The organism is Bacteroides sp. (genome assembly GCF_030151085.1).
Lineage (GTDB): Bacteria > Bacteroidota > Bacteroidia > Bacteroidales > Bacteroidaceae > Bacteroides.
On the sequence record NZ_JASLER010000093.1, the window covers coordinates 15971 to 29313 of the forward strand.

Annotated in this window: 6 protein-coding genes; all 6 read left to right on the top strand. The window is 38.0% G+C overall.

Annotated elements, in window-relative coordinates; all coding sequences use genetic code 11:
- Nucleotides 1–36 precede the first annotated feature (36 nt).
- The 6 genes from Q1W14_RS19760 to Q1W14_RS19785 all read left to right on the top strand — a co-directional run bounded on the left by Q1W14_RS19760 (nt 37) and on the right by Q1W14_RS19785 (nt 13331).
- Entirely contained in the window at nt 37–1008 is a 972-nt protein-coding gene (locus Q1W14_RS19760) for a FecR family protein (protein WP_300704398.1), read from the top strand.
- Nucleotides 1009–1185: 177 nt separating this feature from the next.
- The gene (locus Q1W14_RS19765) at nt 1186–4461 is read left to right on the top strand and encodes a TonB-dependent receptor (RefSeq protein ID WP_300704399.1); all 3276 of its coding nucleotides are present in this window, start codon (nt 1186–1188) and stop codon (nt 4459–4461) included.
- A gap of 30 nt (nt 4462–4491) precedes the next feature.
- Entirely contained in the window at nt 4492–6141 is a 1650-nt protein-coding gene (locus tag Q1W14_RS19770; RefSeq protein WP_300704400.1) for a RagB/SusD family nutrient uptake outer membrane protein, read from the top strand.
- Between the two features lie 64 nt (nt 6142–6205).
- A complete protein-coding gene (locus Q1W14_RS19775) occupies nt 6206–9142 on the top strand; it encodes a glycoside hydrolase family 2 TIM barrel-domain containing protein (RefSeq protein ID WP_300704401.1) in 2937 nt (978 codons plus the stop codon).
- A gap of 175 nt (nt 9143–9317) precedes the next feature.
- Nucleotides 9318–10514: an MFS transporter gene (locus tag Q1W14_RS19780; RefSeq protein WP_300704402.1), complete on the top strand. Its 1197-nt coding sequence runs from the start codon at nt 9318–9320 to the stop codon at nt 10512–10514.
- Between the two features lie 177 nt (nt 10515–10691).
- Nucleotides 10692–13331, top strand: a complete 2640-nt coding sequence (locus tag Q1W14_RS19785; RefSeq protein ID WP_300704403.1) for a zinc-dependent metalloprotease — start codon at nt 10692–10694, stop codon at nt 13329–13331.
- Nucleotides 13332–13343 lie beyond the last annotated feature (12 nt).

Genomic DNA, 13343 nt, shown 5'->3' on the forward strand with positions numbered 1-13343 from the left:
TTTTTGTGGTAGAGAATGTCACTATAATAAAATAGAATGGATAGTTTAGAAAGCAAATATAGAAAAGATGTATTAACTCCTTCAGAGTTACAGGAACTTAGAGGGAAAGTTAACTCTATGTCCGACAATGAACTTGGCGAACAAATGTATCATTCATGGATAAACGAAGAAGTTGATTGTACGTTCGTCGAGGAAGAGAAAATAAGCAAAATGAAAGGCAATATTAATAAGGCTATCGGTAAAAAGTATTCAAAAAAATATCAACTTATTCGTATCGGACAAATTGCCGCTGCTGTTTTACTTCCGGTTTTTATTATCCTTTCAGCATATCTTTATAATGAAAACAGGCAAATAACGTCGGATGATATGATTGTTTCGACAGGTAAAGGTGAACGGGCTAATGTGTCATTGCCTGATGGCACTACCATTTCTTTAAATTCGAATTCAAAGCTTAGTTATCTTCCAAAGACCTATAATCGAAAAGAAAGAAACATAAGTTTCAATGGAGAGGGATATTTTCAAGTTTATAAAAATAAGGATGTACCATTTATTATAAACTCTAAAGGATTACAGGTTAAGGTACTGGGCACGACATTCAACCTTTATGTACGTGAAAACTCTCAAAAAGCAGAACTGGCACTCGAAGAAGGAAGTGTATGGTTACAGTCTACTAAAAGCAGTAAGAATGTAGTGCTTCATCATAATCAAAAAGCAATTATTGACCAAGCAACTGGAAATATAACTGTTATTGAAGACAAGGATATTAAAAAATCATCTGCTTGGCGACAAGGCGATATGATATTCCGGAATACTCCATTGTCTGAGGTACTTCAGAGTTTGGAAGAGAATTACAGTATAACTTTCAAAACCGACTGTAAGAGTTGTCTGATTGATAGGTTTACTGGGACTTTGCCTACTACTGATTTGAACGAAGTACTTGAAGTTATTGAAAAATCTTATCATCTTAAAGCCGAAATATCTGGAAATGTAATTGTATTGACTGATTGACGTATGTATTAAAAAGGGGAGGAATACATGCTTTATTATAATTTTATGGTTGTTTTATATGTGTTTCTATGTTATAGAACATAATTAATTCTCGGTACTATCCATTATTAGCATTGTCTATACTAACGATAATAGCTATTAAAACCATTTTATTATTAATCTTAATTTGATACAACCATGATCAACAAACATGAAAAGCTGAGACTACTTACGTTGTTATCGTTTTTATTTTTCATTGGTACAATGAATGCCAGCGGACAAGAAAGACTTATAACGATCAATGTAAAAAATGTTTCATTAAGTGAGGTATTTAGTGTCATTGAAAAACAAACTACTTACCGTTTCTCTTATCGCGATGTCATAATAGACTCTGCAAAGAACATTACGATTTCAGAGGTGAATGTGTCTGTTCCATATATTCTTGATTTAGTGCTGAAAGACAGAAATTTGAACTACGATATTGTATCACCTAAATCTATTGTTATTTCTGATAAACATCCTGGTTTACCGAATAAACAAAGTTCGAGAAACATAACCGGTATAGTGAAAGATATATATGGTGAGCCTGTTATAGGAGCTAATATTTTAATAAAAGGCACTACTAACGGAGTTATTTCCGATATTGATGGAAAGTTTTCCTTTAATGATATTCAACTAGGTTCTGTATTGGAAGTTTCTTATATAGGGTTTGACATGCAGGAAGTAAAGCTGAAAGATGGTGCTCCATTGATTATTATATTGAAGGAAAATTCTACTCTTCTTGAAGAATTAGTAGTAATTGGTTACGGTACGGTGCGTAAACGCGACTTGACAGGTGCTGTATCGCAAATTAATGCTGATCAGATACAGAAAGGTCCGGTAACTAATATCTTGCAATCTGTACAAGGACGGATTGCTGGATTTCAGATTACTCCAAGTTCAGGACAACCGGGAGCAGATAATAATGTACTTGTTCATGGAACACAATCCATAAACGGAACTAATGCTCCAATCTATGTAATAGATGGAACAATTTCTGAAAATATAAGTAACCTTAATCCTCAGGACATTGAAACTTTCACTGTATTGAAAGATGCTTCGGCTGTGGCCATTTATGGTTCACGTGCAGCAAATGGAGTGGTTGTTATTAATACAAGACGTGGTAAATCGGATGAAAAGCCTACTATCTCATTTAAAACGGAACAGAGTTTCCAGCAAGAAGGAAATTTAAAAATAAACTATCTGAATGCTGTACAATGGCTTGAAATAGCTACCGAAGCCTATAAAAACGGTGGGAAAGATATTCCTTGGGGTGATAGTGATTTAGAGAAAGTGAAAGGTAATGATAATTGTTGGCCGGATTTGATGAAACGGACTGGTTATTTGACTAATAATAATCTGTCAATAACCGGGGGCAGCAAGAATTCTAATTATTTTGTTTCGCTGAATTATTTGTATAATGAAGGTATAATCAAAGATCAAAGCTATAATCGTCTTAATTTACGTTTGAATAGCGATCATAAAATTGGTACTAGAATCAAATTTGGTCATTCAGTCAATTTGTATGCCTCTGAGCAAACATCCCAACGTGATTTTGACTATCGTGATACGTATGCGGCATCTTTTCGTTACTCTCCTTTAAATGCAATGTATGGTCCGGATGACGATTTTGCCACAATCTCTAATACATATTTACAAAGTAAGACTCCTAGTCCATTGTGGATGCTAAGCAACTCAGACAGAACCACACGTAATAAAGGTATTGATGGAAACCTCTATTTGGCTATTGATATATTAGAGGGGTTGAAATTTACTGCACGCGTAAGTGGTGAATGGAAGAATCGCTATTCAAATGATTTTATTGGTGCTATGGAAACGAAGTATGGTATGGAAGGTAGCAATGTCAATAAAGTGACTAAAACCAATGCTGAGACGTTTCATTGGATTACTGATTATATTCTGGATTATCAAAAGACATTTAATCAGATTCATTCATTGTCAGCGATGGTAGGCTATTCGGTAGAGAAACAAACTTTTGAAGATTTGATGGGAAGTCGTGGAAATACTCCAAGTAATGAAATTAAATTCTTGAATGCAGGTGATCCGAGTACGGCACTGAATAGTAATTCATGGAGTGAATGGAGTTTTCTTTCTCAATTCGGACGTTTAGCCTATTCATTGAAAGATAAATATTATCTCAGTGGCACGTTGCGTCGGGATGGTTCATCTCGGTTAGCAAAAGAAAAGTATGGTGTATTTCCTTCTGTGTCTGCTGCCTGGCGTATAGGTGAAGAGAAATTTATGGATGCATTCGATTGGTTGGATGAATTGAAACTTCGTTTGAGTTGGGGTACTGTTGGTAATGTTCTAAGTATCAATCCTTATGGAACATCTGTTTATCTTTCTCAGCAAAATGCGGTTTTTAATGAAAAAGTTGTTGCCGGATATACTTCGGCGAATGCAGTCAATACGGATTTAAAATGGGAGAGTACTGACAAGAAAAATATAGGTTTTGACTTTTCATTGTTTAGGAACTCCCTTTATGTAGTAGCAGATTTTTATATAGAAGATACGAAGAATTTATTGTTCAATCAACCTATAGCTACTTCTGTTGGTCTTTCAGGCAGTCCATATATCAATGCCGGACATATACGTAATACAGGTATTGACTTTGAAATAGGATATAGGCGTACTATTGGTGATTGGAAGTTTGACGTTAATTTCAATGCTTCCCGTGTACATAACGAAGTTGTAGATTTGGAAGGACGTGATTTGACAACCTCTGGTATACAAGAAGGCTATCCTATTGGAAGCTTCTATGGTTATGTTTCAAATGGTATAATTCGCACTCAGGAAGATCTGGATAATAATCCCCATTATGCTGGAAAAAAGATAGGTGATATATGGTTTAAAGATATCAATGGATATGATGAAGACGGAAATCTGACTGGTAAACCAGATGGTAAAGTGAATACAGCTGATAGAGCATTGTTTGGGAAGATATTTCCTGATTTCAATTATGGTTTGGCAGGTTCAGTTAGTTACAAAAACTTTACTCTTCAACTTTTGCTTCAGGGAGTTCAGGGGATTGAGAAAAATATGTTGAATGGTGGTTATGCTACAGATATGTTTGGTGGAGAGCCGAATATGGAAGCGGATTATATTCTTGACAGATATGATGCTATAAAGAATCCTAACGGAAAATATCCTCGTGTGGCGGTAGGAGATCCGGGACAAAATCAACAATTTTCTGATTTTTGGTTGATTGATGCTTCTTATCTGAGTATTCGTAATTTGAACCTTGGTTATAACTTTCCGAAAAGTATCTGTAAAAAGTTTGGTATGGAAAGTTTAAGTACTTATGTTGGAGCTCAGAATCTATATACTTTTGGAAATGAGTATTCTGAAATCAGCAGTACAGTAACGGTTCCGATGCCATGTACTTTTACGTTCGGATTTCAATTTGCATTTTAAATAATAGTATAATTCAAAGTATCGTTAATTATGAAAAGAAATATATTTAATAGAAAAATGCTTGCAGCATTCTGTTTGTTATTGACAATGTCTGCTTGTTCGGATAGCTTCCTTGATATACAACCTAAAGATAAACCAGGGACAGATAATTTTCTGAATAATTTGTCGTCTGCACAGGATCTTGTAGTAGCCTCATTTAATCCTTGGGTAACCCAACAGCAAATGTATGGTAAACGCTTTGCTACAGTATGTGATGCACTAACGGATGATGGAGGGCTTCGTCTTAATGGCAATGATTTAATTCAAGTACTGGATTGGAATATAACACCGGTTTTGAATTACCCAACTGATTGGTGGAAATATTCGTATCAAAGTGTGAATGCAGCAAACTATGCCATTCAGGAGATACCTAAATTGAAAAACAAAGGTTTTACGGATGCTGAAATTAATCCATATATTGCTGTTGCACGTTTCATGCGTGCTTATAACTATATGTTTTTAACTACATTCTATGGAGATATTCCTTTGATTTTGACTTCTTTGACGTCTATTGATGAGTTTTCTCAGCCGCGAACTTCTGTTGCTGCAGTTTATGAAAAGATTATTGAGGATTTCTCTTTTGCCAAAGAGAACCTGACAAAAGATGGCAACGGTTATAAAGGTATGCCTACTCGTGCTACGGGGGCGGCTTACTTAGCAAAAGCTTATCTGTATAATAAAGACTATACAAATGCAGAAAAAATGGCACGCGAAGCAATTCAGATAGCTGAAGCCGATGGATATCGTTTGATTGATGATTATGAATCAATATTCAGCATTGACAATGAACAAAATCCGGAATTGTTATTCTATTTTTCTTACGAACGCAATAGTGGATTGTGGGAGCAGAACTTTTGTGTTGAAAGGAATGTGAGAGATTTACCTACAGGATTGAAATATATTCAAGGAGGTGATGGATGGGGATATTGTTTGCCTACCCGTAGTCTTTATGATACTTATGAACCGAATGATCCTCGTCGGGAATATACTTTGTACTATCAAGGATCTGTTTTCGGCATATATACTCCGTCTGCTCCACTGAATCTTGATTATCATAGTTATGATAGTAAAGGAAGTCCGGTGACAACTCCTATAACTTACAAGACTGGTGATAAAGTGATCTATGACTATAAGTGGTCTCCTACCGGATTGAATGTGAAGAAGCTTACTGAAGATTTAAGCGGATTGACCAATGTACGTTATGCCGGATTAGATTGGCCCGTTATGCGCATGGCAGATCTTTATCTGTTCTTGGCTGAGGCTTTGGCTGAACAGGGTAAAGAAGAGGCGTTAGTGTGGGTTAATAAAGTTCGTTCGAGAGCTTCTGTCAATATGCCTCCTAAATCAACTTTAGATGGGAACTTAATTGATATTGTAAGACATGAAAGAAGAGTGGAACTTGCCATGGAAGGTGGACGTATATTCGATTTACTTCGTTGGGATGCAGTGAAATCCATTTTTGGAAATGGGAAGCAGATAAAACTCCACTTCTATTCAGATTATTTGCCGGAGACAAGTAGTGATAAGTTTAAAACTGTACCGGGATTAGCTAAATATCCTACAGATCATATTTTGTTTCCTATTCCCCAATATGAATTAGACCAAAACAAATCCATTATTGAAAATAATCTGGGTTATTGATTAATTGGAGGAATGCCGATTTCTCGTAAAGTTATTGGTATTCCTCTTCCTATACAATTTTTATATGGAAAAATATTTATTTATGTTGTTGTCATTGTTCCTAATGCCAACTAACAACACAGCACAGATTCTAAATAGTTTAAAAGATGTGGTTAAACCCACAGAATCTTCATTTGTCAGTTCCTTAAATGGTCAATGGGATTTTTATTTTATAAATGGAACAGACTGGAAAGACCAAGAATTGTTTTATCAAGTAAATTATGATGCGAATAAATGGGATAAAATAAAAGTACCGGGATGTTGGGACGCATTGGGGTACGTAGAACCTAAATATGCTAATCCGGATGATATAAACGGATTGTATAGAAAGCATTTTACTGTTCCAAAAGAGTGGAAGGGAAAGCATGTCTTTTTGAGTTTTGATGGTGTACTACGAGGATATGAATTGTGGATAAATGAGGAGTATGTGGGAAAATGGGAATCTTCTTATAATACTTGTCATTTTGATATTACCGATTTTTTGAAAGCTGGAGGAAATATGTTGGCAGTCAGAGTTTATACGCATTATAAAGGCTTTGATTTCGATGGTAATGATGATTGGGGACAAGTTGGTATAAATCGCAATGTTTCATTATTTGCTGTGCCCGAAACTCACCTTAATGATTTTACATTACATACAGAAAAAGTTTCTACTCTTAGTGCCAGAGTTAAAATGACATTTGGCATTTCATCTTTTTCTAATGGTATATCGGACAATGCCTACGTGAAGGGGTGCATTAAGGATCCGAATGGCAAAACAGTGGCAGAATTTAAACAGCTACTTCAAAAAGGAACAAGCCAGATACGAGAAGATATAATGATAGAGAATCCTCTTTTATGGAATGCAGAAACTCCTCATCTTTATAGTTTGGAATATTCACTTTATGCTCCAAAATTTATGCAGAAGTTTACAACTAAATTCGGAGTACGTGAAGTGCTGGTAGAGAAGAATGTGATTAAGTTGAATGGAGAGAAACTGAAACTACGTGGAGTGGATTTGCATGAAACAGATCCTTTCCATGGGAAGGTAGTAAGTGAAGCGATGAACTTGAAGGATTTAAAGATGATGAAAGATGCGAATATTAATTTTATCCGTTGTTCTCATTATCCACGTGATCCACGCTTTTATGAATTGTGTGATTCAATAGGTATGTATGTTATGAATGAAATTCCTTTTGGATATGGTGATTCGCATTTATATGATAAATCTTATCAGGATATATTGTTGACAAGAGCCGATGCAACGGTTCGTAGGGATAAGAATCATCCTTCAATTTTATTTTGGAGTATAGGTAATGAAAACCCATTGACGCCTATTGCTGAAGAAACAGGTAGATACGTGAAGAAAATGGATCCTACACGTCCTATATGTTATCCAATGATTCATAACTACTTCCTGAGTTTAGATTTTAATATACCGGACTTTGTCGATGTGTTTGCACCTCATTACCCTCCGGTTGCTACTTTAAGGTATTACGCTGAAGCTGCCAAACGGCCAGTGATCCTGACTGAATATTGCCATTCATTAGGACAATCTTTCGAACAACATAAAGAATTATGGGAATTGATTGAGCAGAATGACAACTTGGCTGGAGGCTGTGTTTGGGAGTGGGTAGATCAAGGTATGGTTGATCGAGTGTCTAAATTCCCCAGTAAGTATGCTTGGACAAATAAACTGTGGTTGAAAGACACGACTTGCATTACTTTGGAAGGTAATGCAGGTGCTGATGGAATGCTTTATGCAACTCGTATTCCCTTGAGTAATTACTATGAGTTACGGAAAAACTATGCTCAAGCTCCTGTTATGACGAAACAACTGATAGGAAAAAAGGGCGCTAACCATTTTGAATTAGAGGTTGCTAATAGATTCGATTTTGTAGACCTTGCCGGGAAAGTTTATTTTGAATGGCGCTTATTGGACGGTAAATTGAAAATAGCCGGAGCAAAGACGACCATTCAATGTCCTGCAAAAGCAAAGTCACACATTCCGGTAGATTTGGAATTGAATGAGGAGCCAGCTGATAAATTTTATCGCATGGAAGTAGATGTGCGTACGGTTGAAGGATATTGTATTGGTAGTTATTCAATCCCAATCATATCAGATAAAGGTCTCTTTGCTAATAATTTATTTGGTTTGGTAGAGGAGCAAAACATTGGAGTGGACACTGTTAAACTGGCTTATCAATTAGCTGAATGGTTTCAAAAATATCCTTTGATGAGAGTAGGGCGCAAGTTCAGCATGTCTGAAGAATTGCGAGCAAAGAAAAAAGCAATAGAAAAATATTTAGTCGAGCCCACTAAAATATTGCGGAAGGTTGAAGGCGAAAAATGGATTCAGAAAGCAGATTATATAAACTCATCCATATCCTCTAGTGGTGAAGTCATTTATGAAACATTGGCTAATGGGGTTATTGGAATGAATTATTCCTTTACTCCACATACAAAAGGTAAAATGCTCTTAGAAAGTGGAAGTGCTTTCTTACTAAATAGTGACTATAAGCATATTCAATGGTTAGGCTTTGGTCCTTACGCATCTTATCCGGGAAAACAGTCTGCAAATGAATATGGTCTTCATTCGGTAAGTGTTGATAATCTATATTTCGAAGGAAACAGGATGGGTATTGATGCTTTAGTTTGTACGGATGATAGTGGCAATGGCTTCCTTGTAATAGCTCCACATAGTAATATTAATTTTGAGCAGACGGATAGGGGAGTTGTTTTATCGTTTAATGCAGTAGTTTCCGGACTTTGCGGAAAGTTGCGTGAAACGGCTTATCCGGTATATACTGATGATGTAGAGCAAATAAGTGGAAGCATTTTTTTATACCCGTTGTCTGAAGGAAAATGGCCGGAGGCAGTTACCACATTATTTGAACAGCCGAAAGATATGGTACCATCAGAAAATCCATTCTTATCAGTGTATGATACATACTTGATGAAATATTTAGATATTGTTAATTGAATTCATACTGTAATAGGCCGGGAGCCTCTGTGAAGAGGTTGCCGGTCAATAATATAAATGTATTTGATACATAGTATCTTACTGACTTTTCAGAAGAAAACTAATGGGAAAGCAGTCTGTTATTGCCGATCTTTGCATACCTTTGCACCCGATTTTCAAAAACGACACATAGATTATGGTACAGACTCAAACATCACCTGTTCGTAAAATAGCTTTTCCTATCTTGATTGCATTAAGTGTTTCCCACTGTTTGAATGATTTGTTGCAGTCCGTTATTTCGGCTGCATATCCTTTGTTGAAAACAGACTTGTCGTTGAGTTTTGCACAGATTGGTTTGATTACGTTGGTGTATCAGATGTCTGCTTCGGTATTTCAGCCAATCACGGGATTGATTTTTGATAAACGCCCTATTGCCTGGTCACTACCTATCGGGATGACCTTTTCTTTGGTGGGCATCGTAAGTCTGGCTTTTGCAACTAACCTGTATTGGTTGATGGTATCGGTGTTTGTAGTGGGCATCGGTTCTTCGGTATTACATCCGGAAGCTTCACGTATCACATTCCTGGCTTCGGGTGGTAAACGAGGATTGGCACAATCACTCTTTCAAGTAGGTGGAAACTTGGGTGGCTCTCTGGGCCCGTTGTTGGTGGCATTGTTGGTAGCGCCATTTGGCAGACAGTATATTGCCTGGTTTGCCGTACTTGCTTTGATTGCTATTTGGGTGATGATGCCTATTTGCCGGTGGTATCGTTCATATTTGAATCATCTTAAAAAACGTCCGATGCTTGCCAAAGTGCAAACTAAACGTCCGCTCTCTGCAAAGATGACAGCATTTGCTGTAGGGGTGCTACTGGTACTTATCTTCTCCAAATACATCTATATGGCCAGTTTAACGAGTTACTATACATTCTATCTTATACATAAGTTTGGTGTTACTGTTCAGCAATCGCAAATATACCTGTTTGTCTTTCTGGTAGCTACCGCTGCGGGTACATTGACGGGAGGACCGATAGGTGATAAGGTCGGTCGTAAATTCGTTATTTGGATTTCTATTCTTGGAACAGCTCCTTTCAGTATGCTGATGCCACATGTGGGACTCTTTTGGACAGTGATACTGAGTTTCTGTGTCGGTTTCATGCTTTCGTCCGCTTTTCCTGCTATCCTGTTATATGCACAAGAGTTGTTACCCGATAAGTTGGGACTTATATCAGGACTATTCTTCGGTTTTGCATTTGGTATTGCGGGTATAGCTTCGGCGGTATTGGGTAATATGGCTGATGATTACGGTATAGAAGCTGTATATAATGTATGTGCATTTATGCCATTGTTAGGACTGGTCGCATGGTTCTTACCTAACTTAAAGAAAAGATAAATGCAACCCATATATACACTTTTATAGTCATTTTGTTTGCAAAAACAACATAAATGTATTTTGTTTTGCAGTTTTTAAAATATACTTTCATTATCTTTGCACTTCCTTTTTTATTCTATGAAGTGGAAGAGAGAGACTTAACGAATTATTTTTGTACTTAAGATAGACTTTGTATTGATGAATTTAAAAACGCTTCTGCCAGTCGTGGCAGCTACAAGTATTTTGATGTGCGGACCTACTGTATTGTTGTATGCAGAACAATCGGATTTTGCTTCTCCCGAAGCTCCGGGATGGTTCCAAAAGAAAAAGAAGAGTGAAACCAAAGACACTGTTCAATCAAAGAATGAATATGAGAAGTTGACAGGTGATGGTGCTATCGTCCGTAAGGGCATGTTCAATGTTTACCAAAAAAAGAATGATTATTATTTCGAGGTTCCGGTAAAATTACTGGGACGTGATATGTTGGTGGTGAACAAGTTGCAACGTGTACCTTCCGAATTGAATGAAGCCGGAGTGAACCGTGGTACAAACTACGAGAATCAGATGGTACGTTTTGAATTGGATAAGGCTGCTAATAAATTGATGGTACGCCAAGGTCGTGCTTTACCTTTGTCACCGGATACGGACGCCATCCGTCAATCAGTACTCGACAATTATATCTCACCTTTAATTGCAGGTTTCAAGATAGAAGCATTCAGTAAAGATTCTACCACGGTACTGGTTAAAGTGAACGACATTTACGATGGTACGGAAACGAGTATCAATAACGTATTTACAAATATCAACTTAGGTACATCAGCCATTAAGAACTTGTCACGCATACTCTCTATCAAGTCTTTTGAGAATAACGTTGTGGCAACTTCCGAACTGACTACCAAAGTGACCGAAGGTACAACGAGTATTTATGTGACGGTAGAAGTCAGCTCTTCATTACTGCTACTGCCCGAACAACCTATGATGGGACGACTGGATAATCCACGTGTAGGATATTTCACCAACCCCTTATTAAACTATACCGATGGACAACAACGTGTGGATAAGAAGCAGTTCATTACCCGCTGGCGTCTTGAACCGAAACCGGAAGACCGGGAGCGTTATCTTCGTGGCGAGTTGGTAGAACCTGTCCGACCGATTGTATTCTATATAGAAAATTCTACTCCCCATCGTTGGAGAAAGTATATCAAACAAGGTATCGAGGACTGGCAGGTTGCCTTTGAACGTGCCGGATTCAAGAATGCGATTACCGCCATCGAACTGACGGATAGCATGAATGTGGATAAGGATGACGTCAACTATTCTGTTTTGACATACGCTGCATCTACCAAAGCAAATGCTATGGGCCCTTCTATTCTTGACCCACGTTCCGGTGAAATTCTGGAAGCCGACATTATGTGGTGGCACAATGTATTAGGTATGCTTCAGGAGTGGATTACGGTACAAACCGGAGTGGTTCGTCCCGAAGCTCGTGGCGTGAAGTTACCGGACGAGTTGATGGGAGATGCTATGCGTTTTGTAGCTTGTCACGAGGTAGGGCATTCATTGGGTCTACGTCATAACATGATGGGATCGTGGGCTTTTCCTACCGACTCATTGCGTTCCAAAGAGTTTACGGATCACATGAACAGTACTTCTTCCTCCATAATGGACTATGCTCGATTTAACTACATTGCCCAACCCGGTGACGGAGTGACAGTGCTTTCACCTCATATCGGTCCATACGACTTATTTGCCATTGAATACGGTTATCGCTGGTATGGCAAAGAAACACCGGAAGCGGAAAAAGATTTGCTTATTGATTTTCTGGATCGTCATACCGACCGATTGTACAAATACAGTGAAGCGCAAGATGTGCGCGATGCGGTAGACCCGCGTGCACAAAACGAGGATTTGGGCGATGATGCGGTAAAGTCTTCTTTACTGGGTATCGAGAATCTGAAACGAATCATTCCACAGATTATCCAATGGACTACTACGGGAGAAAAAGGACAGACTTACGAGGAGGCTTCCCGCTTGTATTATGCAGTAATCAATCAGTGGAACAACTATCTCTATCACGTATTGGCTAATATAGGTGGTATCTATTTGGAAAATACTACGGTAGGCGATGGACAGAAAACCTACACTTTTGTCGAAAAAGAGAAGCAGCAAGCTGCCTTGAAATTCTTATTAGATGAAGTGCTGACATATCCGAAGTGGTTGTTCGACACCGAAGTAGGAGAGTATACTTATCTATTGCGTAATACTCCGTTGGGAGTAGTGGAGAATGCACCTACGCAAGTTTTGAAGAATGCACAGTCGTACATTGTTTGGGACTTGTTATCCAATACCCGCCTGATGCGTATGTTGGAGAATGAATCGGTCAATGGAAAAAAAGCCTTTACGGTAGTTGACCTCATGGACGGCCTGCATCGCAGCATTTTTGCTACTACAGAACGGGGCGCATTAACCGATGTAATGACACGTGCATTGCAAAAGAATTTTGTGGATGCCCTAATTACTGCCGCTGCCGAAAGCGAAGCTGTGAAGATTAACAAGAAATTGATGGATAACCACTTCTTGCTGGATAATCAGACGCCTTTGTGCAGCTGTGATGAGCATGCCCACAAGTTGTACAGTGCCGATCGTATGGGTGCACCGCGTTCAGTTAACTTTTATGGCTCACAGATAAACCGTGTATCAGATGCTATTTCAGTGAAACGCGGCGAATTGCTTCGTATCAAAGATTTGTTGCAAAGTCGTTTGGGAACATCGCATACAGCTACAAAATATCATTATAAAGATTTGATTTTACGTATCAATACGGCATTAGGGATTTAACACATTTAGTTT

Excerpts from the sequence above, each read along its gene's own strand:
- Q1W14_RS19760 (WP_300704398.1), top strand. The coding sequence starts at position 37 with ATGGATAGTTTAGAAAGCAAATATAGAAAAGATGTATTAACTCCTTCA.
- Q1W14_RS19765 (WP_300704399.1), top strand. The coding sequence starts at position 1,186 with ATGATCAACAAACATGAAAAGCTGAGACTACTTACGTTGTTATCGTTT.
- Q1W14_RS19775 (WP_300704401.1), top strand. The coding sequence starts at position 6,206 with ATGGAAAAATATTTATTTATGTTGTTGTCATTGTTCCTAATGCCAACT.
- Q1W14_RS19780 (WP_300704402.1), top strand. The coding sequence starts at position 9,318 with ATGGTACAGACTCAAACATCACCTGTTCGTAAAATAGCTTTTCCTATC.
- Q1W14_RS19785 (WP_300704403.1), top strand. The coding sequence starts at position 10,692 with ATGAATTTAAAAACGCTTCTGCCAGTCGTGGCAGCTACAAGTATTTTG.
- Q1W14_RS19770 (WP_300704400.1), top strand. The coding sequence starts at position 4,492 with ATGAAAAGAAATATATTTAATAGAAAAATGCTTGCAGCATTCTGTTTG.